The 23,690-nt window shown below is 37.1% G+C and carries 23 protein-coding genes; 9 read left to right on the top strand and 14 right to left on the bottom strand.

Translation table 11 applies throughout. The features are described 5' to 3' along the window. The first annotated feature begins 617 nt into the window (after positions 1-617). Both C9J34_RS16845 and C9J34_RS16840 read left to right on the top strand, forming a co-directional pair. Positions 618-1,262, top strand: coding sequence for an NAD(P)-dependent oxidoreductase (locus C9J34_RS16845; protein WP_107841344.1), 645 nt, complete (start codon positions 618-620; stop codon positions 1,260-1,262). 157 nt (positions 1,263-1,419) lie between these two features. Continuing rightward, positions 1,420-3,471: a catalase gene (locus C9J34_RS16840; protein ID WP_107841343.1), complete on the top strand. Its 2,052-nt coding sequence runs from the start codon at positions 1,420-1,422 to the stop codon at positions 3,469-3,471. A 63-nt stretch (positions 3,472-3,534) separates the two neighbouring features. Here the strand turns inward: C9J34_RS16840 and zupT are convergent, their stop codons facing one another. From zupT to C9J34_RS16825, 3 genes are all read right to left on the bottom strand, one after another. After that, positions 3,535-4,350, bottom strand: coding sequence for a zinc transporter ZupT (gene zupT / locus C9J34_RS16835; RefSeq protein WP_107841342.1), 816 nt, complete (start codon positions 4,348-4,350; stop codon positions 3,535-3,537). Between the two features lie 149 nt (positions 4,351-4,499). Next, a complete protein-coding gene (locus tag C9J34_RS16830; protein WP_107841341.1) occupies positions 4,500-5,099 on the bottom strand; it encodes a phosphatase PAP2 family protein in 600 nt (199 codons plus the stop codon). Beyond that, on the bottom strand, positions 5,100-5,426 hold the full coding sequence (locus C9J34_RS16825; protein ID WP_193769054.1) for an antibiotic biosynthesis monooxygenase: 327 nt from the start codon (positions 5,424-5,426) through the stop codon (positions 5,100-5,102). Between the two features lie 275 nt (positions 5,427-5,701). Here C9J34_RS16825 and C9J34_RS16820 point away from each other — a divergent pair, with 275 nt between their 5' ends. Genes C9J34_RS16820 through fumC form a run of 4 tightly spaced genes read left to right on the top strand, consistent with a single transcriptional unit; the run spans position 5,702 to position 10,009 of the window. Next, positions 5,702-6,781, top strand: coding sequence for a FecCD family ABC transporter permease (locus C9J34_RS16820; RefSeq protein WP_107841339.1), 1,080 nt, complete (start codon positions 5,702-5,704; stop codon positions 6,779-6,781). Between the two features lie 3 nt (positions 6,782-6,784). Next, positions 6,785-7,558 (top strand): ABC transporter ATP-binding protein, encoded by a 774-nt coding sequence (locus tag C9J34_RS16815; RefSeq protein WP_107841338.1) that lies wholly within the window; start codon positions 6,785-6,787, stop codon positions 7,556-7,558. Continuing rightward, positions 7,555-8,565: an ABC transporter substrate-binding protein gene (locus C9J34_RS16810; protein ID WP_107841337.1), complete on the top strand. Its 1,011-nt coding sequence runs from the start codon at positions 7,555-7,557 to the stop codon at positions 8,563-8,565. The genes C9J34_RS16815 and C9J34_RS16810 overlap by 4 nt, the downstream gene beginning before the upstream one ends. Positions 8,566-8,617: 52 nt before the next feature. Beyond that, positions 8,618-10,009: a class II fumarate hydratase gene (fumC, locus tag C9J34_RS16805; protein WP_107841336.1), complete on the top strand. Its 1,392-nt coding sequence runs from the start codon at positions 8,618-8,620 to the stop codon at positions 10,007-10,009. Between the two features lie 162 nt (positions 10,010-10,171). Here fumC and C9J34_RS16800 read toward each other — a convergent pair whose 3' ends face one another. From C9J34_RS16800 to C9J34_RS16770, 7 genes are all read right to left on the bottom strand, one after another. Next, on the bottom strand, positions 10,172-10,912 hold the full coding sequence (locus C9J34_RS16800; RefSeq protein WP_107841335.1) for an alpha/beta hydrolase: 741 nt from the start codon (positions 10,910-10,912) through the stop codon (positions 10,172-10,174). Between the two features lie 75 nt (positions 10,913-10,987). Next, on the bottom strand, positions 10,988-11,305 hold the full coding sequence (locus C9J34_RS16795; protein WP_107841334.1) for an antibiotic biosynthesis monooxygenase family protein: 318 nt from the start codon (positions 11,303-11,305) through the stop codon (positions 10,988-10,990). Between the two features lie 96 nt (positions 11,306-11,401). Continuing rightward, complete coding sequence (locus C9J34_RS16790; RefSeq protein ID WP_107841333.1) at positions 11,402-12,154, bottom strand: iron ABC transporter ATP-binding protein; 753 nt, start codon at positions 12,152-12,154, stop codon at positions 11,402-11,404. Continuing rightward, positions 12,151-13,215: an iron chelate uptake ABC transporter family permease subunit gene (locus tag C9J34_RS16785; RefSeq protein ID WP_107841332.1), complete on the bottom strand. Its 1,065-nt coding sequence runs from the start codon at positions 13,213-13,215 to the stop codon at positions 12,151-12,153. Before C9J34_RS16785 ends, C9J34_RS16790 begins: the two co-directional genes overlap by 4 nt. Next, the gene (locus tag C9J34_RS16780; protein WP_107841331.1) at positions 13,212-14,228 is read right to left on the bottom strand and encodes an ABC transporter permease; all 1,017 of its coding nucleotides are present in this window, start codon (positions 14,226-14,228) and stop codon (positions 13,212-13,214) included. The genes C9J34_RS16785 and C9J34_RS16780 overlap by 4 nt, the downstream gene beginning before the upstream one ends. 19 nt (positions 14,229-14,247) lie before the next feature. Further along, positions 14,248-15,306 carry a siderophore ABC transporter substrate-binding protein gene (locus C9J34_RS16775; RefSeq protein ID WP_107841330.1) on the bottom strand — a complete coding sequence of 353 codons (1,059 nt, stop codon included), beginning with the start codon at positions 15,304-15,306 and terminating at the stop codon, positions 14,248-14,250. 396 nt (positions 15,307-15,702) lie between these two features. Next, complete coding sequence (locus C9J34_RS16770) at positions 15,703-16,380, bottom strand: response regulator transcription factor (RefSeq protein WP_107841329.1); 678 nt, start codon at positions 16,378-16,380, stop codon at positions 15,703-15,705. A 307-nt stretch (positions 16,381-16,687) separates the two neighbouring features. Between C9J34_RS16770 and C9J34_RS16765 the strand changes: the two genes are divergently transcribed. Together C9J34_RS16765 and C9J34_RS16760 are read left to right on the top strand one after the other, a co-directional pair. Continuing rightward, the gene (locus tag C9J34_RS16765) at positions 16,688-17,002 is read left to right on the top strand and encodes an ArsR/SmtB family transcription factor (RefSeq protein WP_107841328.1); all 315 of its coding nucleotides are present in this window, start codon (positions 16,688-16,690) and stop codon (positions 17,000-17,002) included. A 12-nt stretch (positions 17,003-17,014) separates the two neighbouring features. Then, entirely contained in the window at positions 17,015-17,956 is a 942-nt protein-coding gene (locus C9J34_RS16760; RefSeq protein WP_107841327.1) for a cation diffusion facilitator family transporter, read from the top strand. A 35-nt stretch (positions 17,957-17,991) separates the two neighbouring features. On the opposite strand, the gene C9J34_RS16755 is transcribed toward C9J34_RS16760, so the two are convergent. The 4 genes from C9J34_RS16755 to C9J34_RS16740 all read right to left on the bottom strand — a co-directional run bounded on the left by C9J34_RS16755 (position 17,992) and on the right by C9J34_RS16740 (position 22,107). Then, a complete protein-coding gene (locus tag C9J34_RS16755) occupies positions 17,992-18,417 on the bottom strand; it encodes an N-acetyltransferase (protein WP_107841326.1) in 426 nt (141 codons plus the stop codon). Between the two features lie 22 nt (positions 18,418-18,439). After that, positions 18,440-19,270 (bottom strand): GNAT family N-acetyltransferase, encoded by an 831-nt coding sequence (locus C9J34_RS16750; RefSeq protein ID WP_107841325.1) that lies wholly within the window; start codon positions 19,268-19,270, stop codon positions 18,440-18,442. Between the two features lie 320 nt (positions 19,271-19,590). Beyond that, positions 19,591-21,078, bottom strand: coding sequence for a peptide MFS transporter (locus C9J34_RS16745; RefSeq protein ID WP_107841324.1), 1,488 nt, complete (start codon positions 21,076-21,078; stop codon positions 19,591-19,593). Between the two features lie 195 nt (positions 21,079-21,273). Continuing rightward, entirely contained in the window at positions 21,274-22,107 is an 834-nt protein-coding gene (locus C9J34_RS16740) for a MerR family transcriptional regulator (RefSeq protein ID WP_107841323.1), read from the bottom strand. Between the two features lie 199 nt (positions 22,108-22,306). Between C9J34_RS16740 and C9J34_RS16735 the strand changes: the two genes are divergently transcribed. Then, the gene (locus C9J34_RS16735) at positions 22,307-23,650 is read left to right on the top strand and encodes an MATE family efflux transporter (protein WP_107841322.1); all 1,344 of its coding nucleotides are present in this window, start codon (positions 22,307-22,309) and stop codon (positions 23,648-23,650) included. The last annotated feature ends 40 nt before the right edge of the window (positions 23,651-23,690 follow it).

The raw sequence follows: 23,690 nt of genomic DNA, 5'->3' as shown, positions 1-23,690 counted from the left end.
CTGTCGCGAAAGTGTAACGTCAGCGACAAATTCTTTTTGTATCGAAAGCGTAGTAGCAGATACAGAAGTCCCACACTGCCATAAGTGGCGGGATGAATGCCAGAAAAGTAATGACATCAGAGGGAGTCCCAAACTTCCGACGCAATTACGCCGAGGCGTAATTGATTTGAGCGAACTGGTTATCTTACGGGCGAACAGTTACTTTTGAACAAGAATATTCAAAAGTGATTTTACCTTTCTAGACACGCTGATTTTTTAAATGATAGGAGATTAACAAATGGTCCGTAGATGGAATAAAGAGAATATTATATTCAATAGCTAATGAAATATATGCTAGATTATATGACGGTTATGATACTCCGGATTATAAAATATCTTATTCCTTAGCTTTTAGGCTCGCACAAATAAAAGAATTCAAAGTGGTTACACAATCAAATGGTGATCGATATAAAGTTTGGGTACTGTCTTCTTAAAACTGTCTATATGAAGTGCGCTTTAATGAAATAGATTTACGCTTGGTTTATTCCATGTTTTCCAAAGTTTATTTTATATTATGCATACTTTTCGTTCTAATCGGGTATAGTACTAACACTCGATTGACGAAAGGGGAAATGTTCATGAAAATCGCCATTATTGGAGCTGCTGGACAAGCGGGTAGTAATATATTAAGAGAGTCAATTATGAGAGAGTATGATACAACAGCCGTTGTACGTAATCAAGCTACATTGAAAGAAAACGTGCAAACATTAGAAAAGGATTTATTTGATTTAACAACGGCTGATATTGATGTGTTTGACTGCATTGTTAATGCCTTTGCACCGAAAAGCGGTGAGGAGCATTTATATGTTGATGCTGGCAAGCATTTAGTATCCATTTTACAACCAACAAAAACCCGTTTAATCGACATTGGTAGCTCAGGTTGCTTATTTACAAATAAAGATAAAATCGTGCGCTTACTCGACAGTGAGGATTATCCAGCACAACTAACGGCTACCGCTCAATATCAGCTACAACATTTACAACACTTGCAACAGTCCACTATTACATGGACTTTTATTTGCCCTGCGCGCATGTTTGACGCAGAAGGTCCACGCACAGGCCACTATATTACTGGATATGATTATTTATTAAAAAATTCACAGCTTAATAGTTATATTAGTCATGCCGACTTTGCAGTAGCTGTTATTGATGAAGTAGAAAATGCTAAGCATCTTAACGAAGCCTTCACAATCGCCTCTGAAAATACCACGTCTGCTAGTTAAGTTAACAAAATCTGTTTAACCCAAAGCCCAAACTCTGTTCATACTGAGCTTGGGCTTTTAATTGTGGTTAATTTTCAGAATTGTTTGCGTGCCAGGCACTCTCATAACTTCCCTCCTCCATTCATAGGCTGTACAAAGCATTGTTAAGGAGGATTTTATGAAGGACAATCATGATAACGAAAATAAAAAGCTACAGCAACTCAACGAATACAAAGTAAATAATGATGGTACAAAGATGACGACAAATCAGCGGGTCAGGATATCCAATGATGAGGAATCTTTAAAAGCTGGGTTGCGTGGTCCTACGTTAATGGAAGATTTTCATTTTCGTGAAAAAATTACGCATTTTGACCATGAACGTATTCCTGAAAGGGTTGTGCATGCGCGAGGATATGCAGCTCATGGTGAATTTGAGCTATATGAATCGATGTCTGAATATACAAGAGCTCATTTCTTACAAAAGGCGGGTACAAAGACGCCTGTTTTTGTGCGTTTTTCAACTGTTGTCGGCAGTTCAGGCTCTAACGATACAGCACGGGATGTGCGCGGCTTTGCGGTGAAATTTTATACGGAAGAAGGGATTTTTGATTTAGTTGGTAACAATATTCCTGTCTTCTTTATTCAAGATGCCCTCAAATTCCCTGATATTATCCATGCAGTCAAGCCTGAACCACACAATGAAATACCTCAAGCCTCCTCTGCACATGATACATTTTGGGATTTTGTTGCGAACAATCAAGAAACAGCCCACATGATTATGTGGATTATGTCTGACAGAGCTATTCCGAAAAATTTCAGAATGATGGAAGGCTTTGGTGTCAATACTTTCCGCTTTGTGAATGCATCAGGGCAAAGTAAGTTTGTGAAATTCCATTGGAAGCCTGTGCTTGGTGTTCATTCATTGATATGGGATGAGGCACAAAAAATTGGCGGTGCCGACTCCGATTTCCAGCGTCGCGACTTATGGGAAACAATTGACGCAGGCTTTTACCCAGAATATGAATTTGGTGTACAAATGCTGGATCCAGCAGATGAATTTAAATATGATTTCGATATACTAGATGCGACAAAGATTTGGCCAGAGGAACTGATTCCTGTGAAAAAAATTGGCAAACTCACTTTAAATCGCAATGTCGATAATGTCTTTGCAGAAACAGAGCAAGTTGCCTTCCATCCAGGAAATGTCGTCACTGGTATTGATTTTTCAAATGACCCACTGTTGCAGGGGCGTCTATTTTCTTATTTAGATACACAGCTATTGCGCCTAGGTGGGCCAAACTTTACCGAAATACCAATTAATCGTCCTCTTTGCCCTTTCCATAATAACCAACGTAATGGCTTTAGCCGTCAAATGATTAATACAGGTAGAGTAAGCTATCATAAAAACTCTTTAGCCAATAATACACCTGCCACAAGTACTGCAGCTGAAGGTGGCTATGTGCATTACCCTGAAAAAGTAGAAGGACGTGTAATCCAAGGACGTAGCAAATCCTTTGATGATTTCTTTTCACAAGCACGACTCTTTTGGAACAGTATGTCGCCACCAGAAAAACAACATATTTTAGATGCCTTTTCCTTCGAGTTAGGCAAAGTAGAAAGCCGTAGCGTTAGACAGCAGGTAGTCGATATGCTTGCACATATTGACTATGCATTAGCAACAACACTCGCTGAACGTCTAGCAGTAAATAAGCCACAAAATCATCAAGTCAATGTCACAGCATCCTCCCCCGCACTCAGCCAACAAAATACTGTATTCGTTCCTCAAACATTGCGCACAGCTATTATTATTGGCAATCAATTTAATGCGCAGGAGCTAGAGCAAGTAATGAGAGAATTTAAACGTTATGGCGTCCGCTATCAAATTATTGCAGAAACATTTGAACCTGTAAAAGCAGCAAATGGGCAAACTTTTGAAGTAGATGCAACCTTTTTAACAACATCACCCGTTCTTTATGATGCACTCTATGTCGTCGGTGGAACATCCACAAATCAGGCGAAATTTAATAGCGATATGACCGCCTTTATTCGTCAAGTTTACCAAAACTACAAGCCTATCGGCATCGCTACAACAGGTGTGCCATTTTTCAATGCTACTCGAGCCAAAGCAAGCGAAGGCATTCTTTTTGCAACAGCAAATCCAAACTTCTCACAACAGTTCATTCAAAACGTTGCGAAACAACGCTTTTGGGATCGAGATATTTATATTTAAACACAAAAAAACTGGCTGAACATCATAGATCAGCCAGTTTCTTTGTATAATTTGCTTAAATCATTACCCTAACAACACCAAACTAATCGCCATTACAGCCATTCCGGCAACTAAACCATAAATAGATATATGTGTTTCATCATATTTTTTAGCGGCTGGTAATAACTCGTCTAACGAGATAAATACCATAATACCTGCTACACTAGCAAACACAACACCGAACATGACATCATTTAAAAATGGCATTAAAATTAAATAAGCAACTACTGCGCCAACTGGCTCTGCTAAACCTGATAATAGCGATAAGCGGAATGCTTTCATCCGAATGCCTGTTGCAAAGAAAATTGGTACTGCAACGGCTATACCTTCTGGAATATTATGAATCGCAACAGCAATTGCAATCGCAATTCCCAAATTCGGGTCTTGCAATGCAGACATAAATGTAGCAATCCCTTCAGGAAAGTTATGAATCGCAATCGCCAACGCTGTAAATGTTCCCATTTTCATTAATTTATCTGCATCTGTATGAGGTCGGCTTTCAACTGCATTGACATCTTCAACAGTACGTACTTCATGAGGGTTGTTTTTATTTGGAATAAATTTATCAATAAGTGCAATAAAAAGTATGCCTCCAAAAAATCCAACGAGTGTCATCCAGTAACCATTCGTTGCACCGAGAGCCGCCGTTAAAGAATCCTTCGCCTTGACAAAAATTTCAACAAGCGATACATAAATCATGACGCCAGCAGAAAAACCAAGCGCAGCAGATAAAAACTTTGTATTTGTTCTCGTTGTAAAAAATGCTATTAAACTACCTACTCCTGTTGCTAAACCTGCAAAAAGTGTTAAACCCAGTGCTAATAATACATTTCCATCCATAAACTTTTCCTCTCTCTTTAACTAGGTTAATCGTATTATACGCAAAAAGTTTCCTTAGGACAATTTTATTTTATTAGGCAATGTTTTATGAAATAGCCCAACTTTAAAAAACTGGTGAGAAAACAGGATCATCCCATTTTCTCGCCAGTTTATACAGCATCTTTCTTCTTTCCACGCTGATACCAAATCAGGCAAATGATAAACCACGTATACCCAGCGCTCCAGCCTGCTAACACATCTGTTGCAAAATGGCGGCTCTCTGCAATACGGGATAGTCCAATGAAGCATGCTAAAATAAGGGCAACAAGCCAAACAAGTAATGCCTTTTTGCTGCGGCCTAAGCCTTCTGATAGTAAATAAGCGATCGTTAATAAATATAAAGCACCTGTCATGGAATGCCCTGATGGGAAGCTAAAAGATAATAATTGATCCGCAATCTCTGGTCGTGGACGCTCAATCCATTTTTTCAATAATTGATTGAGCACATTGCCTGCTGCAACCGTTAATAATACAAGTACAATTGCGCGATAATTTCCTTTTCTCCATTGCCAAAAAACAAGTATTAATGCCACAATGACAACAAAAATTGGTTCACCAATATAATGGAAAAAAATAATTAATTCATTGCCACCAAGTAAATTTGCCCATTTTTCATCAAAAGCAATGAATGATGGAGCCTCGTATGTGAAACGTAGCATAACGAACAAACCTAACGTAAGAACTGCTAAGCCATAAATCCATTTTTTCATCTACACTCCCCCTTTTACTCGATAATTTGTATAGGAGCATTCAAAAATATAGTCTAACTTCTCCAATTCAGCTTGCTCAACTTGTAGCCTATCATTAACAGGAAGACAATCATTATAATTTTGCCACTGCGCTTCAGATGCCCAATAAATCAACACGACAACTTCCTCTTTATTCACATCTACTTTTTTCACATATAATTCCCGACTTAAAAAGCCTTGCTGTTGTTCCATGCTGGATGGACCTTCATTTTGCTTACGTACAAAGCGTTCTATAACTTTATATGAACTACCTGCCAAGACAATAAAGTACTTCATTTGAACAAACATGTGCATATCCCCTTTTCAAAACCATTTCACAACGTATAGAAATAGCACTATATACATTAACATATACTGCTCAATCGTCTTCTGTCACTATCTCCTCACTTATTATGCTAAGAAAAATAAGATGTTTCAACGCTTTTCATTGCCATAAAAAATATTTTTATTTTTCATCACTCAACATCTGAAAAATCGATATTGTTTTTTTAAACAATATGAATTAAAATGAACAAGTCGATAATGATAATCATTATCAGTAGAATGTTGAGGTGGAATTCCCTTTGAATACACAATCTTTAAAACAATCCAGTAGTAGCAAGCTTTACTATCTACTCATTTTGTTATTAATTTGCGCCATTATCGTATCGGCTATTTATTCTTTATCAATTGGACAAGTCAGTATACCGTTCAGGCAATCGATGGAAATCCTTTTGCACACCGTTACAAATGGCAAATTAGGCTCACTCGAGCATGTGCAACATGAATCCTATTTGAACATCATTTTGCAAGTGCGGATGCCACGCATCATTTTTGCTTTACTCATCGGAATTGGTCTTGCATTATGTGGCGTTGTGATGCAAGCAGTTGTGCAAAACCCTCTTGCTGATCCATACATACTGGGGATTTCTTCAGGAGCTTCATTAGGTGCAACCTTCGCGATACTTATTGGATTTGGAAGCAATGCCCTACTAGCTCAATTCGGTGTTGCCTTTGGTGCTTTTACAGGAGCAATGTTTACCTCAATGGCCGTTTTATTATTATCGAGTATCGGTGGAAAAGCTACATCTGTAAAACTTGTCTTATCAGGAGTAGTAATAGGTGCTCTTTGTGGCTCCTTCTCTAGTTTGATTATCTTTTTTGCGAATAATGCAGAAGGAATTAAAACAGTTACGTTTTGGTCTATGGGTAGCTTAGCTTCTGCTAGTTGGGAAAAAACACCGATTTTAATCATCGTCGTTGTGCTTGGCGCAGCCTTTTTCTTGTTCCAACATCGCATTTTAAATACGATGCTACTGGGCGATGAATCGGCTATTACACTAGGCATTAATTTAAGTATTTTCCGTAAGCTTTATATGGTGTTAACAGCGCTTGTCACAGGAACAATGGTTGCTTATGCAGGAATGATTGGCTTTGTCGGTTTAATTATTCCACATATTGCACGTGGTATTTTTGGGGCTGACCATAAGCGACTGATGCTCGGCACATTGCTATTAGGTGGTCTGTTTATGATTTGGGCAGACATACTATCAAGAACGCTTATTGCCAATGTAGAGCTGCCAATCGGTATTATTACATCTGTTATTGGTTCGCCGCTGTTCATTTATATGATTGTTAAAAAAGGCTATAATTTTGGAGGGTAAACGATGAAATTAACAGCACAAAACATTGCCGTCACATTTGGAAAAAAGGACATTGTGAAAAATATTTCTGTCATCGTGAAAAAGAAGCAATTCGTCGGTTTAATTGGCCCAAATGGCTGCGGAAAGTCCACCTTGCTGAAAAGCATTTATAAAAGCTTGACACCAAAGCAAGGAACCGTATTTTTAGATGATTTAAACGTGTTGAAATCACCTGAAAAGAAAGTATCGCAGCAACTAGGTGTCGTTGGACAATTTAATGAAATGCATTTCGATTTGTCCGTCCACCAAATGGTTATGCTAGGTAGAACACCGCATAAAAAAATGCTCGAATCGGATACAGGAAAGGATTATGAGATTGTAGAGGAGGCATTGGCACGCACCAATTTACAATCTTATAAAGAACGTAGCTTCCTATCCTTATCAGGTGGTGAAAAGCAACGCGTTATTTTAGCGAGAACTATTGCCCAGCAGCCTAAATTTATGATTTTAGATGAGCCTACGAATCATTTAGATATTCGTTATCAAATTGAAATCCTATCCTGTGTGAAGGAATTAAATATTGGTGTGCTTGCTGCCCTTCATGATTTAGAAATGGCTGCACATTACTGCGATTATATTTATGCAGTTAAAAATGGCGAAATCTATGCACATGGTACACCTACTGAAGTATTAACACCAGATACAATCGAAGCTTTATATCAAATAAAATGCCAAACATACATCAATCCCGTAACAAACGGATTAGGATTTGCTTATGGCTTAGGAGGATCACTATGAAAAAGAAAACATTACTTGGCATCGGCTTAGCAACAATGCTATTGCTAGCGGCATGTGGCAATTCATCAGATAAGAAAACAGAAGAAGCAGCATCTGAATCACACTATCCTTTAACAGTTGAAAACTTTGCAAAGGCTGAAGGTGGCAGTGAATGGACGAAGAAGGAGCAAGTATTCGATAAAGCACCTGAACGCATTATGGCAAATACTCGCCCTGCTGCTGAATTATTATTACATTTAGGGCTTGGCGATAGAATCGTTGGTGTTAGTGCAGATTTTGGTGCACCAGACCCTACAGTCGCTGATGACTATGCAAAGCTAACTATTATCAGTGATGGCTATGTTGGTAAAGAAGTAACACTTGGTACAAACCCTGACCTAGTATATGGTCGAGGCGGACTGTTTGACAATGCAGATTGGGGCGTTGGTACAGTCGATTCATTAAATGAAATGGGCATCAAAACATATGTATTAGAATCATCTGTAACAGGTGGTACATATGCTTCTATTTATAAAGACATCGAAAATCTCGGTAACATTTTCAGCGTACAAGACAAGGCACAAAGCTTTATTGATGTATTAAAAGCAAAAGAGGATGCCATTGCCAAAAGTTTAGAAAGTATTACAGAAAATAAAACATTTGCTTACTTGCATACAAACGATCCAAAGGAGTTATATGTTTGGTCAGCACATGGTGAATCATTTTTCCACGCTGCTTTTAATATGGTGAAATTAGACAATGTATTCAAAGACATAACAGGTGATGTAAGTCTTGAAACACTTATTTCTACAGATCCAGACGTATTAATTTTACCAAATTTTGATGGCTCTGATTTATCACATGTACGTGATGCAATTTATGAAAACCCTAAGCTATCAAGCATGAAGGCAATTAAAAACAAGGCCATTTATATTGTTGATTATAACTACTTATTTGGCTATGGCTACAACACAATCGATGGCATGGAATTATTAGCGAAAGAAATGTATCCCGAATTATTTAAATAATGTTTCTTCACTACACGATAAGGGAAAATTAATGTTAAAGGAGCTGTTTTCAATGGAATACCGTATTGAAAAAGATACAATGGGTGAAATTAAAGTACCTGCAAATAAGTTATGGGGCGCACAAACACAGCGCAGCAAAGAGAACTTTCAAATTGGCACAGAGCAAATGCCAATCGAACTGATTCAAGCAATGACCATCTTGAAAAAAAGTGCAGCTACTGTCAATGAGCAGCTAGGCAAGTTATCACCTGTAAAGGCACAAATGATTCGACAAGTTGCAGATGAAATTTTATATGGTCAATGGGATGACCAATTCCCCCTTGTTGTTTGGCAAACAGGTAGCGGGACACAGACAAATATGAATGTCAATGAGGTTATTGCCAACAGAGCGAATCAGCTTCTACAAGAGGTCGGTGAAGGAGCCATTATCCACCCTAATGATGATGTCAATAAATCACAAAGCTCGAATGACACGTACCCTACAGCTTTGCATATTGCGGCTGTTTTAAAGGTAGAAGATTATTTGCTACCTCGCTTACGCCTTTTAAAAGGGACACTTGCCAATAAAGCTGAAAAATTCAAAGACATTATTAAAATTGGACGTACGCATTTACAAGATGCAACCCCTTTAACATTAGGTCAGGAAATTAGCGGTTGGGTTGCGATGCTTGAGAAATCTGAGCGCATGATTGAACATAATATTCAGTATATGAAGGAGCTAGCCATTGGAGGCACAGCTGTTGGTACAGGGATTAACGCACACCCTGAATTTGGCGAACGCGTAGCAGCAGAAATTAGCCAATTAACAAACAAAACGTTCATATCAGCACCAAATAAATTCCATGCCTTAACCAGCCATGATGAAGCAGTTGTTGCACACGGTGCATTAAAAGCTTTAGCTGTTGATTTAATGAAAATCGCCAATGATGTACGCTGGCTAGCAAGTGGCCCACGCTCAGGTATTGGTGAAATTACAATTCCAGAAAATGAGCCTGGCTCATCGATTATGCCGGGTAAAGTGAATCCGACACAGAGCGAAGCATTAACAATGGTTGTCACACAAATTGTTGGTAATGACGCAACAATTGCCTTTGCTGCTTCACAAGGAAATTTTGAGCTCAATGTATTCAAGCCAGTTATTTTATATAACTTCCTGCAATCTACACAGCTTTTAGCAGATGCCATGAAATCCTTTAATAATCATTGTGCAGAAGGCATTGAGCCAAACTTGGATGTGTTACAGCATAATTTAGAAAACTCTTTAATGCTCGTGACGGCATTAAATCCTTATATCGGCTATGAAAATGCAGCGAAGATCGCGAAAAAAGCTCATCAAGAAGGCACGACATTAAAAGCAGCTGCAATCGCAACTGGCTTATTAACAGAAGAACAATTCGAACAATATGTAGATCCGGAAACGATGATTTATCCGAATGTGAAATAGGTTAAAAGTAATGATTCGCACGTAAGAAGAGGAATTTCGCACGCAAAGAATCTAAATTCGCACGTTAAGATACTCTTTTCGCACATTAAAAGCTCCATTTCGCACGCAAAAAACAAAAGCACTTGAAATCAAGGTGAAAAACTTGATTTCAAGTGCTTTCTATTAGTTATTTACAAAACGGAATGCTCTACTCATAATCGTTGGCACAACCGAGCCGTGATTTTCATCTGGTGTAACATAAAATGTCGTGTCCATTGCTTTGCCTAATTGCTGTGCCATCTTCTGGGCATCATCAACCATAAACTCTTCTAATCCACCAACGCCTACAAATAATGGGGCATTCAGCTCACTATACGCATCTAAAAACGTATCTGCATATTGGAATAGCTCATGATTATTCCACCAAATAGAAGGGCTAATCGCAATATATTTATGATAGCTCGTTGGTGCATTGAATAACTGCCAAAGTGCGAAGTAACCTCCTAGCGAGTGCCCAAACAATACTTGTTTATTTGTATTGACTGGATAGTCGGCTTGGATAATCGGTTTCAATTCTTCCTCTAAAAATCGACTGAAATTCTCTGCTCCTCCATGCTGCCCATCAAACGCTCCTCTATATTTTTCCGGATAAACATAGCTCTCCGCTGGCGCTGTAAAATCATAAAATCTACGCATTCTCATATCTTCTCCATGACCAACTCCAACGATAATTGAAGGGAAAACTTCTGTTTTGGCCGCATTGATGCTTTGTAAACGGACAATCTCCTTCACAAATTGGAAATACGAAGAACCATCCAATACATATACAACTGAAAAGCCACCCTCTGGCATATCCACCTCTGGTACGTAGACATTAATATTATACGTATAATTTGTATGTGCTGACGTTATATCAAAACTCATACTAACTCCCCTTTTCAAATTATCTTGTGATTTATTCTAAAAAAGCGTTCGAAATAAATTTCGAACGCACTTTTCTTAACCTTTTACATAATATACTTCTTGTCCACTTTCAATGACAAACTCTGGTTTCGGTTGACCTGCACTCGCTTTATGACCAGCGACATGCTCGGGGCTCTTTTCCCAATTTTTCCATGCTTCCTCTGATTCCCAACGAACCACGACAAGCACTTCTTCATCACCACGGCGAACTTTTTTTACTAATACTTGCTTATCGATAAAGCCGGGTTGCTTTTCAAGTAAAGATGGCTCGTCTCCAGGCTTTGCACCGAAACGTGCTACAATCTTATCCGAATTTCCTTCAGTGACAACGATACGTTTAATTTGTACAAACATATTATTTATACCCCTTTAATACATCATCAGCTTTAGATGCCTCTGATTGTAAATTTATTTTTCGATATCTAATGTCTATCTTGAAAAATTTCACAACTAATATACAGCGATTGGCCCATAAGGACCTTCGATAATTTCTATTTTTGTTTCAAAAATATCTGTCAAAATTTTTGAATCCATCACATCTTCTACTGTTCCGAAAGCAGCAATTTGTCCATCTTTCATCGCACAAATTCTATCAGAATATTTGGCTGCAAAATTTATATCATGCATAACCGTCAGAACGGTTCTTCCAAATTCATTTGCTGCGCGTCTCAAATGCTCCATCATTTGAACAGAACGAGCAACATCGAGATTATTCAGAGGTTCGTCCAAAAGTACATATTCTGTTTCTTGACATAAAACCATTGCTACATATGCCCTTTGTCTTTGGCCACCAGAAAGCTCATCTAAATATCTATTTTCTAAATCAGTCAATTCTAGAAAGTCGATATATTTAGAAATAATAGCCTCATCTTCTTTAGTTAATCTTCCCTTTGAATAAGGAAAGCGTCCAAATCCAACTAGTTGTCTAATCGTAAGCCTTGTAACAAAATGATTTTCTTGACGCAATATCGTCAAAATTTTAGCTAAGTCTTTTGATTTGGATTCAGAAACATCCATATTTGCCACTTGGATTTGACCTTCTTCCATATCCAAAAGCCTACCAATCATTAACAGTGTCGTAGACTTTCCAGCACCATTGGGTCCAATTAAAGAAGTAAAACCTGCTTTTGGTATTTCAATATTCAAAGGTCCTATTTTTACCTCATCAGTATAAAACTTTCTAACATTATCAATTTTTATCATAGGGCCCTCTTCCTTAAAATTACAATTAAAAATATAATTCCACCAAATAGTTCGATAATAACTGACACTACACCTTGCGCATTAAATACATGATACATCAAAAAGTATGCACTCGTTATTATTAAAAATCCTATAGCGAGAGCCATTGGAAAAATATATCTATGATCATAAGTTGGCGCTGCTTGATAACTCAAAGTTGCTACTAAAAATCCGTAAAAAGTAAGCGGTCCAATCAAAGCTGTTGAAATTGACATTAAAATAGCAACTAATATCAGCGTATAAATTACACTAGATTGATGTCTAACGCCGAAAGAAGTAGAGACATCCTTTCCTAGTGACAATACATTTAATTTTTTCGAATGAGCAATAATTAATAATGCTACAATGATTACCATCGGAATGACAATAGGGAAATATGCAGAATCAGCATTATTGACAGAACCAAACAATCTTGCCTGTAAAATATCAAACTCAGAAGGTGCAAGGAGTCTTCTCATGAAAGTTGACACAGAATTCAGCCCTGTGCCAATAATGATTCCGACCAAAAGCATAAGTTGCAAATTTCCATATTTCCCCGAAAGTAGCCATCCATAAAGGATCAAACTCATCAAGACCATCAGGATAACTTGAAAAACAAATGAGCCAATACCACTAAAATTGATTAATGCACCAACACCAAAGAAAAATATTGTACTCGTATGTATTGTTGAGTAAAGTGATTCAAAGCCTAAAAGTGAAGGCGTTATAATTCTATTATTTGTAATCGATTGGAAAGCAACGGTTGACAAGCTATGACAAACCGCAGCAATAATCATTGCAACAAGCGCTACAATCCTTCTCATCACAACTGGGATAAAAGAAGGTGAATCGATTGGAACTGGATTGTTATAAACTAAAAGTCCATATGAAGCAAGGAGACCAAGAGTAATAAATGTAATCAGCAAAATCCAATAACGTTTTTCTTCTTTCTTTGAACGAAAAGCCCTAGCTGACCTATTTTTATGATGGAGGCTAGAATCGATTTCGACATTTTCTTTATTTCTATATTCCAATGTACTCATCTTAGCCTCCTTGGTTTTCTTTGTCTCAATAAAATAGTAATAAATACGATTGCTCCCACTGTCCCAAGTATTAAAGAAACAGGTACTTCAAAAGGCATGATAATCGTTCGAGAAATGATGTCACAAGCAGTTATAGTTCCCATTCCTAACAGACATACCCAAGGTAAATTGCTCCTAAGATCATCACCTCTAAACATTGAAACAATGTTTGGGACAATTAAACCTAAGAAAGGTAAGTTTCCAATAACTGCGGCAACAATTCCAACTGCAACAGAAATAAGAGCAGTACCTACAAACACGACTCTATTGTAATTAACACCTAAACTTGTTGCGACATCCTCTCCTAGTCCAGCTAAAGTCAATCTATTGGCATAAAGAAAAATAAGCAACGTTACGAGAATAATTAGCCATAGATATTCATATCTACCTACCTGAACAGCTGCAAATGAGCCTACAAACCAATTTTCAATGCTTTGCGTCATTTGAAAAAGAAGTCCAACAAAAGTGGAAATTGCAGAAATGACTGCACCAAGCATTAGTCCAATAATCGGGACAATTAAAGACGATCGAAGCTTCACTCTTCTTAAAAATAAAAAGAAAATCATCGTACCTATAAAAGAAAAAATGATAGCTCCTGTCATTCTCATAACTAAAGTTGGAGCTGGAACTAATAAATAAACAAGAAGCAACCCTAAACCTGACCATTCCATCGTTCCTGTTGTGGTAGGTTCAACAAAGCGATTCTGTGTAAGCAGTTGCATAACGAGCCCTGCCATTGCCATTGCAGCTCCAGTAAGCATTAATGCCGCTGTTCTTGGAACACGAGTGATGAAAAACATCTCCATTCCATCCTCTTGTCCACGTATATCGTAAACACCAGTAAACAGTGATATAATGCCTAAAATAACAACAACTATAATCGCTACTATAAAAGATTTTGTCCATATTTTATTGTGGTTATAAAACTGGGGTTGAGAAAGATTCTCAACCCTAGAAGTTACATTTTTCGGCACTATTTTAAACTCCTTCACACTACTTAGCTAAAGTATTTGCAAGGTTTTCAAATAACTCTATATAAGTCTGAATAGATTCATTTGTGTAAGTATCCGCTGGTGCATAAATAATCTGTCCTTTAGAAACAGCAGTTGTTTTTTGAAGAGCTGGTGAGTTATCAATAACATCCTGAGCAGGTACTAATTCTTCTTCGCCAGCTATTGCAGCATCACGATCTAAAACGAAAAGCCAATCAGGATTGCTTTGTGCGATTGCTTCAACAGAAACTTCATCACCTTGATGATCTGACGAAGAACCGTCAACGTCTAATGCTGAAACCCATCCGAAAATTTCATACATTGGACCCCAAACACGTCCAGAATGAGGAGCTGAGAAACCAATATTTCCACCAGAAACAATCACACTCATCACTGTATCTGTTCCATTATATGCCGACTTAGCATCTTCAATAGCTTTATCAAAATCAGCTACCAATTGTTTAGCTTCGTCATTTTTATCAAAAACTTGACCTAAAGCAATTGTAGTATCCTTAAACCCGTTTACAAAGTTTTCTCCAGGTGCACCAGCTTCAACAGAAACATCAAAGCTAAGATCAATCACAGTGGCATTTGGTACTAATTTTTTGATATCTTCGTAATAGTCAGCAAATCTTTGACCAACAATTACAAGTTCAGGGTCTGCTGCTGCTAGAATTTCAAGGTTTGGCTCACGGTGATTTCCAATATTTTGAACTGACTCATCCTTTACATATGATGAATCCGCAGGCATTACATCCTTTGGCACAGCTACTAATTCAATTCCCCAATTTTCTAAAGTTTCAAAAGTTCTATTATCCAAAGCAACTACATTCTTTGGGTTTACAGGAACAGTAACAGTTCCATGGATATCAGTAACTTCTACTGTCGTAGGCTCAGCAGCCTCTTCACTTCCATTATCTTCAGCAGAATTTGACTCTTGATTCGTTTCGTTCGTCTCCTTCGCTTCATTGCTTTCCTTACTTGAATCTGAGCAAGCTACTAACAGTAAAGACAAAACTGCTAGAATACTTACTAACTTTAATAACATTGATTTTTTCATACATATACTCCTTATGATGTAATTTATTTTGAGAATGATGAAGTCTAGAGAATGAATTGGATAGTAATTGCTATCCCCTCCAATCGCTATTGATAATCATTTTCATTTGAACGTTCTGTGGAATAGTATAGTCTTTAATTCTGTGAAAATCTTGTGAGAAATGTAAGTTGGGAAATTAAATTACCTTTTTCATCAATCATTGATTAGATGTCAAAAATAATACATATTTTATCGTTTCTATTCCTTCAATATCTTTTAGAAACTGTTTAGTTACCGGATTTAACAAAACAAAAAACACGAGCACAACTGGTCGAAACCGTTTTCACTCGTGTTTTTTCACTTATGTTTACTATTAATTACTGCGGCAAATTGTACTTTGCCTATTATCTTATTTTACTATTCAATCATGGAATAGCCCCTGCCATGTATTGTTTGAATATACCTGTCTTTCTTCTCACACTTTAGCTTTTTTCTTAGATATCCAATATATAAATCCACTACATTTGGATTTACTGCTACATCATATCCCCAAACCTGATTCAATAGCATTTCACGGCTCAATATTGTATTTTTATTCTTGATTAAAAATACAAGTAGGTTATACTCACGCTTAGTAAGTGGGAAATTTTCGCCATCTTTTGTGACAATAGCGCGGGATACATCTACGAAGAGATCTTTGAATCGAAAAAAATCAGCCTCGTTTGACTGGATACCGTGTCCTCTTCTTAAAATAACTTTTACCCTTGCTACTAATTCTTCTTTCACAAATGGCTTTCTTATATAATCATCTGCTCCCGCCTGCAATCCTACTATGCAATCCACGCTAGATACATGATCACTCACAATGATTATCGGTGTTGTTTTAACCAGCCGTATTTGTCTGCAAATTTCTGGTCCAGAGATACTTAATGAACCCCAATCCACTATGATAATATCCCAATCTTGCTCATATACTATATCTAAACCTTTGTTTTCATTGTGAAGTGTTATAATGAAATAGCCTTCTTGCTTTAAACCGCTTACGATTTTCTTTGCTAAAGACCTTTCATTCTTAATTACCAACACCTGCTTCACCTATGGTTCACCTCTATTTCACTACATAAAATAATTTATCACAAAAGAATATCAGATGGACAAATTTTAAATTTCTAAAAAACTATTATAACAACCCATTAGGATAAATTCGGTTCATTTCTTCATAAATCTATACGGATTACTAAAGAAAAAACCCTTGCTTCCTCAGTCTATTAAGTAAGTATAACGCTAATATCTTAAAAAAATCTTATGAAAGTGTTAGTTGCTTAAATTGACACAATTACGTAAAACGTATATATTTATATATGAGCAAATGCTCATATATAAATATAGGTGGTGCATATACATGACAAATACGAACGAACAATCATTAAATCATTTAGATGAGGAAACTTTATTTGTTGTATCCCAAACGTTTAAAGCATTAAGTGATCCAACAAGGATTCGCATTTTAAATTTACTTTGCTGTGGTGAGCATTCTGTTAATCATATTGCGGAAACATTAGATTTAAGCCAATCAACAGTGTCTCATCAGCTACGCTTTTTAAAAAATTTACGCTTAGTAAAGTTTCGTCGTGAAGGTACGACGCTTTACTATACAAAGGATGATGACCATATTATGAACTTGCTACAGCAAGCCATTGAACATGCTACACATTAGGAGGGTTTACAAATGGCACATGACCATAATCATTCACATAGCAATAACAAAAAAATATTGCTCATTTCCTTTTTAATTATCACATCATATATGCTCGTAGAAGCAGTTGGTGGCGTTATGACGAAAAGTCTTGCTCTATTATCAGATGCAGGACATATGTTTAGTGATTCAGTTTCATTAGCTATTGCGTTGATTGCTTTTAAACTTGGAGAAAAGGCTGTTACGTACAATAAAACATTTGGCTATAAACGCTTTGAAGTGTTGGCTGCCTTATTTAATGGTGTTACATTAGTTGCTATTGCCTTGATTATTTTTTACGAAGCGATTGAACGCTTTATATATCCGCCAGAAGTAGCGACAGTAGGCATGTTAATTATTAGCTCGATTGGACTCGCTGTGAATATTTTAGTCGCTTGGATTATGATGCGTGGCGCTGATACAGAGGAAAACTTAAATATGAGAGGTGCCTTTTTACATGTCATTAGCGATATGCTTGGTTCCGTTGGCGCGATTACTGCGGCATTGCTCATGATGTTTTTCGGCTGGGGCTGGGCTGACCCATTGGCAAGTGTTATTGTAGCTGCACTTGTATTGCGTAGCGGTTATTTTGTCGCTAAAAAAGCTATTCATGTATTAATGGAAGGAACACCAGTAGATATCAATATCGATGAACTCGTTGGAGCAATTACTAAAATAGAAGGTGTTGAAGGCGTACATGATGTACACGCTTGGACAATTACAAGTGGTTTACATGCCTTCTCCTGCCACATTGTAGTTGATGCACAGCTCACAGTTGCTGACAGCAATAAAATTACCCATACTATTGAGCATTTGCTACAACACGAAGGCATTCATCATGTTACATTGCAAATTGAACCGACAAATCACACACATGATGAAGCAATTCTTTGCACATTAGAAGCAACACCTGAGCATCACCACCATCATCATTAAATACTAAAGGCTGCCGCATATACGACAGCCTTTAACTATTTCCATTCCATATGATATTCTACTTCTCCCGTATTGTTATCAATGGACTCGGATACAACTGTAAAGCCATTATTTTTATAAAATGCAATGGCTCTTGTATTTTTATCATATACATCCAACGTTAGCTTATCATACTTTGCTTTACATACGTCAAGCAATGCTTTCCCTACACCTTGTGCTTGCCACTCTTTCAAGACAAAAATACCCGCGATATAGGACGCCTCGACAATACCTGCAAAACCAATTATTTTTCCATCTTGGCTAAATGTATAGAGATCTGCTTCAGGTAACATCCTTTTCACTAATTCATAGTTCCCATGCCAATACTCAGCTGGAATAAATTCATGTGCTTCAATATTAGTGTTTAACCATATATCCATAAGCACATCAACCTTATTGGTATTTGTCCATAACTCAATCATTCAATCTATTCTCCCATCTATCTTACAGTGCAAACAATGCTTTTTTCACGAATAAATAATGATGCATTGGCTCTTGCCCTTTAGTTAAATGAACAATTACATATCCCTGTTTAAACATCGCTTCACAAATCGTACGCGTTTTATAGCGCCAATCCTCCGCTAACGATGGATTTTCTACTTTTATTTTTGAAAAATAGTGCGGAATTGGCACTAAATAAGCATCTTTATAATAATTTAACGTTGCATCAAACGGTGCTTGCTTATCTAGCATCGGTAAACCATCCACTGTATAAGTCCATGGGATTAGCTCATGTGCCTCGTCCAATAGCTCTTCTATTTGTGCATCCCAACGTGCACTATCATCATCATTCAATAAGCGCTCGACAACTAAACGATCCGATGGAATTTTGCTATTGTAGCTTTCCAGTAATGGACCATAAACATCCGTTTTATAAGTCGCCGCATAACCGCGCAGTTTTGTAAAGCTTCCATGCCCATGGCTGGCTTCAAGAGGGTCAATAATCCATTTACATTTTTTATAGCCATACGCTCGCGCTAAATTCTTCTGATAAAGCTTTAGCAGCTCTGCCACACCCTGTTCCCTATAATCTCTCGTAACAGCCGTTAAATGCGAATACAAATAATAATCTCCATCCGCAAAGCCTGCATAGCTATAATTAAAGCCTATGAGCTGATTATCTACATATGCACCTAATATAAATCCTCCATTTTGAATATATGCAGTAAGCTGATAAATCGGTGTTGCTGCCTGACAAATAGCTTGCTCTAATTGACGAATTTGCTCCAGTTCCTCTAGAGCTTCTACTTGCTTAATTTCCACAGATTCTAACATACCTTCACAGCCCCCTTAACTTCGCTTATGTAAACACAGCTTAATTTATATTATATAGTAGAAAAGCACTTTTTAACAGAATATTCATACAAGTAATTATACTTTAACTAATGTTTAGCAAATTTTCCTGAGCTAACTAGTAAAAGTTAACCCAAAATATGCTATTGATTAATTGACCTATTTTGTATAAGCTTCTTTTGGTAATTACTCAGTCAGTATGTAGGGTGCTCGTTTAAATGATGTTTGAAAACCAGCTAAATACTAAATCAAAATAAAAGCTACCGTATAAATTTTCCAATTTATACGGTAGCTTTATCAAATTATTTGACACCACGCATCGCTTTTGAAATCAAAGGTGTACATACTAATAAAATTAAACCTAAAACAATCGATGCTCCCCCGACTACGCCAAAGTAAGTAGCGTCGCTCACAACCTCATAAACACGAACAAGCTGTGCATTGATGGCTTGTGCCGCAGCACTTGCTAAAAACCAGAGTGACATCGTTTGTGCCGCGAATGCCGCTGGCGCGAGCTTTGTTGTTGCGGATAAACCAACAGGTGATAATAGCATTTCCCCAACTACTACTAAGAAGAAGGATAATACTAACCACCAAGGGCTAATTAACGTTTCACCGCCAGATAACACAGATGGGATCACCATAACGAAGAATGAAAGACCTGCGAAAAATAACGCAAAGACAAACTTCATTGGTGTCGATGGTCCTTTATCTCCCCATCTCACCCATAACAATGCAAACATCGGTGCTAACGCGATAACGAATAATGGGTTTAATGATTGGAACCAAGCTGCTGGAATTTCAAAGCTGCCTACCATTAAGTTTGTACGCGTATCTGCATAAGTAGCTAAGATTGTTGCGCCTTGCTCTTGAATCGCCCAGAACATTACCGCTGCAACAAATAGTGGAATATATGCTAACAGACGTGATTTCTCATCCTCTGTTGTTTTTGGACTACGATACATCACAATAAAGAATGCAGTCGGTAATGCAATACCTAACGTCGTAATGAGTAAACTAAATGCTGCAACTGTTAAATTATCCGTTACATATGCAACAATACCAAGTGCAATAATAGCAACAATACCTATCGCAAAATTGCGGACTGCCTTTTTCTTATCATTCTTGTCCATCGGGTTTGTTGGTGCGCTACCAGCCAAACCTAAATTTTTCTTAGCAGTCATCCAGAACATAATTAAACCAAATAACATCCCAATAGCTGCAATTGCAAAACCGTAATGGAAATTTAATTTTTTAGAGATAGCACCAACAATTAATGGTGCAATAAAAGCACCCATGTTAATACCCATAACAAAAATACTGAAGCCTGCGTCGCGGCGGTTATCATTTGGTGCATACATATCACCAACAACCGCTGATACATTCGGCTTTAATAATCCTGTCCCCATAACAATGAAGAACATAGAAATAAATAATGAGGTTAATGCTCCAGGGAACGATAAAATAATATGCCCTAACATAATTAAAATACCACCGTAAAATACGGCTTTACGTGTTCCCCAAACGCGGTCAGCTAACCAACCACCAATTACACCTGACATATAAACTAACGATCCGTAAATCGCCATAATTGAGTTCGCTGTTACACGATCTAAGCCAAGTCCACCTTCATGTAATTCGTAATACATGTAAAAGATTAAAATGGCACGCATTCCATAATAAGAAAAGCGCTCCCAAAACTCTGTAAAGAATAGTGTAAACAGACCTTTAGGATGTCCAAAGAAACCTTTTTGCGGAACGGATTTGACTATTTCATCTTTACTATACATACAAAAGCCTTCTTCCGTTTAATGTTTCTAAAGTTTCTGACAATAAATAGCTCGTCAAATAACTATATTTCATTACATTAAAGCATCTAAATTTATTTTTCAAGTATAATATTATTTGTTAGAAATTTGATTATATAATTTATATTCGTCATTTTCTGAAAATAAATTATTATTAAAACTATCTGTATAAATAATTTAATCGCTTACATTTTCTATTTCCACCATAATTTTCGTTACATACTCCTCTTCTCGCTCCTTGACAATCGCATCATAAATATATTCTTCATATACATATTGTCCTAGCTCGTACCCTTGCTCCTCCATGATTTTAAACAGGCGTTCATAGGTTTTTGATAACGTCTCTGTTGTTCCAATATGATAGCCAACGAGACAGTTACCAGCAATTGCCTTAAAATATGGATGCCCCTCCCTTGGTGATGGCTGCTCCATATATAAATGACTGTAATTCGTATAATTACCAGCTAGCACTTGCTCTCGCCTTGTCATCCCTCCAATCGGATACCCCGTATCTAACTGTGAACGGTCTAGCTCATCAATAAAATCAGCAACAGCCGTTACAAACTGCTCCTCTGTCGCATTTTCAATATTGCTACTCAAGTAAAAAGTCGTCTCTGGATAACGCTCAATCGTTATTTTGTCAAAATTGATATTTGCTGCCAGCTCAAACGAGTCAATTTTTACTTTTATCATACTCTCAATCAACTCTAGCTCTTTTCTTTTCCGCGCAACAATTTCTTGCTGTTGGCGCATTAATGCTAAAAACGTTTCGGGTGACTGCTCTGCTAAATAATTTTGAATATCCTTTAAGGACATGCCGAGCGTTTTTAAAAGCTCAATCACGCTAAAAAGGTCATATTGTGCAATGGAATAATAGCGGTAACCTTTATCATCCTTGAATATCGGAGATAACAAGCCAATTTGATCATAATAAATTAACGTTTGTTTATTCACTTTGCATATTTTTGCGAACTCTCCAGTTGTAAAGTATTTTATATTTTTATTAAACATGTGTATCCCCCTTGACTATATAGTAACTATACACTTTATATTATAGCTGATTCTAAAAAGAAAGGTTTTGATAAAATGTTTAGTAAATTATTATCACCCACCATGCACTGCCATACATCGATTCGATTGTATGGTAAATGGGACACTAGAGAGCTAAATATTAAAGGAGAAAAAACGATTGTAAAGGGGGGCATTTTTTATGACTACCGTTAACGCAATCGAAACAAGGCCCGTAAGACCGCTATTTTTTTCATACCTTTATCCAGCAATGGTTGGAATGCTATTAATGTCTGTCAATATTTTAGTCGACGGCATTTTCGTTAGCCGTGGTGTCGGTGCAACTGCTTTAGCAGGGGTGAATATTGCGGTTCCTATTTTTTCTATTTTACTATCTATTTCTCTTTGGATTGGAATGGGCGGGGCTACACTCTTTTCAATCTCCCTTGGTGAAGGCAATAGAAAGCGTGCACACCAAATTTTTACGTTATCTTTTATTATGATGATTGGGATCGTAGCAACTATCGTTGTATTGCTACTCATGAATTTAAAAGAAGTGGCTTATATTTTTGGAGCTGACCATACGACCTATCCTTATGTGCAGCAATACTTGTATATTATTTTGTTATTTGGTCTGTTTTATACGATTGAGAATTTATTGAGTATTTTTATTCGTAATGATGGTAGCCCAAAGTTAGCTATGATGGGGCTTATTACAACATCTGTGCTCAATATTATTTTTAATTACATTTTCATTTTTATGCTGAATTATGGGGTGAAAGGCTGTGCTTTGGCAACGGCACTCTCCACAATCATTGGAATGCTTGTCCTGTTTCTGCATTTTTTCAATCCAAAAAGTGAGCTAAAATTTGTGCGTCATTTCTTTGCTTTCAGCGATATGAAAAGAATTGTAACAGTGGGATTCCCAAGCTTTATTGTAGAAGCATCTATGGCGGCTATTATTATTCTTTACAACATTACATTTTTACATTATTTAGGTTCAAATGGGGTTACAGCCTATGCTATGGTAAATTATATTCATGCTGTATTATTAACGGTATTTCTCGGTATTGGGATGGCATTACAGCCCTTAGTCAGCTACCATCATGGCGCGAGATTGACGAAACGACTCGTCGCATTATTAAAAATCGGGGTAAAAACAGCGGTGATTCTTGGCTTGTTGACAGCAATTATTGCCATGCTATTTCCGTCTCAACTAATGGGGTTGTTTGGAAATAAAAGTACAGCTGAAGTGCAATTAATGGCAATTCAAGGCTTTGCACAATTTGCGATTGGCTATATATTCCTCGGTGTGAATATGGTATTTGCAGAGTTTTTCCAATCGATTGAAAAAATTCGCCTTGCCACAATAATCATGCTGCTACGTAGCTTCATATTATTTATTCCTGTACTACTTCTATTACCACAAGCATTTGGCACACAAGCAATTTGGTGGACATTCCCGGTGGTAGAAGGATTAACAGCATTATTAATTGCTATTTTTATAGGGGTTAGACGAAAAACTTTATTTGGAATAAACTTTTAAAAACGTAGAATAAACTTTTAAAAACGTAGAATAAACTTTT

Source organism: Metasolibacillus meyeri (assembly GCF_003049505.1).
GTDB classification, from domain to species: domain Bacteria; phylum Bacillota; class Bacilli; order Bacillales_A; family Planococcaceae; genus Metasolibacillus; species Metasolibacillus meyeri.
Note: the sequence above shows the minus strand (reverse complement) of the source record. Positions and strands in the feature narration are given on the sequence as shown.

What these genes read in the sequence shown, in the direction of transcription:
- C9J34_RS16845 (WP_107841344.1), top strand. Translation starts at nt 618, where the DNA reads ATGAAAATCGCCATTATTGGAGCTGCTGGACAAGCGGGTAGTAATATA.
- C9J34_RS16840 (WP_107841343.1), top strand. Translation starts at nt 1,420, where the DNA reads ATGAAGGACAATCATGATAACGAAAATAAAAAGCTACAGCAACTCAAC.
- zupT (WP_107841342.1), bottom strand. Translation starts at nt 4,350, where the DNA reads ATGGATGGAAATGTATTATTAGCACTGGGTTTAACACTTTTTGCAGGT.
- C9J34_RS16830 (WP_107841341.1), bottom strand. Translation starts at nt 5,099, where the DNA reads ATGAAAAAATGGATTTATGGCTTAGCAGTTCTTACGTTAGGTTTGTTC.
- C9J34_RS16825 (WP_193769054.1), bottom strand. Translation starts at nt 5,426, where the DNA reads ATGTTTGTTCAAATGAAGTACTTTATTGTCTTGGCAGGTAGTTCATAT.
- C9J34_RS16815 (WP_107841338.1), top strand. Translation starts at nt 6,785, where the DNA reads ATGAAATTAACAGCACAAAACATTGCCGTCACATTTGGAAAAAAGGAC.
- C9J34_RS16810 (WP_107841337.1), top strand. Translation starts at nt 7,555, where the DNA reads ATGAAAAAGAAAACATTACTTGGCATCGGCTTAGCAACAATGCTATTG.
- fumC (WP_107841336.1), top strand. Translation starts at nt 8,618, where the DNA reads ATGGAATACCGTATTGAAAAAGATACAATGGGTGAAATTAAAGTACCT.
- C9J34_RS16800 (WP_107841335.1), bottom strand. Translation starts at nt 10,912, where the DNA reads ATGAGTTTTGATATAACGTCAGCACATACAAATTATACGTATAATATT.
- C9J34_RS16795 (WP_107841334.1), bottom strand. Translation starts at nt 11,305, where the DNA reads ATGTTTGTACAAATTAAACGTATCGTTGTCACTGAAGGAAATTCGGAT.
- C9J34_RS16790 (WP_107841333.1), bottom strand. Translation starts at nt 12,154, where the DNA reads ATGATAAAAATTGATAATGTTAGAAAGTTTTATACTGATGAGGTAAAA.
- C9J34_RS16785 (WP_107841332.1), bottom strand. Translation starts at nt 13,215, where the DNA reads ATGAGTACATTGGAATATAGAAATAAAGAAAATGTCGAAATCGATTCT.
- C9J34_RS16775 (WP_107841330.1), bottom strand. Translation starts at nt 15,306, where the DNA reads ATGAAAAAATCAATGTTATTAAAGTTAGTAAGTATTCTAGCAGTTTTG.
- C9J34_RS16765 (WP_107841328.1), top strand. Translation starts at nt 16,688, where the DNA reads ATGACAAATACGAACGAACAATCATTAAATCATTTAGATGAGGAAACT.
- C9J34_RS16760 (WP_107841327.1), top strand. Translation starts at nt 17,015, where the DNA reads ATGGCACATGACCATAATCATTCACATAGCAATAACAAAAAAATATTG.
- C9J34_RS16755 (WP_107841326.1), bottom strand. Translation starts at nt 18,417, where the DNA reads ATGATTGAGTTATGGACAAATACCAATAAGGTTGATGTGCTTATGGAT.
- C9J34_RS16750 (WP_107841325.1), bottom strand. Translation starts at nt 19,270, where the DNA reads ATGTTAGAATCTGTGGAAATTAAGCAAGTAGAAGCTCTAGAGGAACTG.
- C9J34_RS16745 (WP_107841324.1), bottom strand. Translation starts at nt 21,078, where the DNA reads ATGTATAGTAAAGATGAAATAGTCAAATCCGTTCCGCAAAAAGGTTTC.
- C9J34_RS16740 (WP_107841323.1), bottom strand. Translation starts at nt 22,107, where the DNA reads ATGTTTAATAAAAATATAAAATACTTTACAACTGGAGAGTTCGCAAAA.
- C9J34_RS16735 (WP_107841322.1), top strand. Translation starts at nt 22,307, where the DNA reads ATGACTACCGTTAACGCAATCGAAACAAGGCCCGTAAGACCGCTATTT.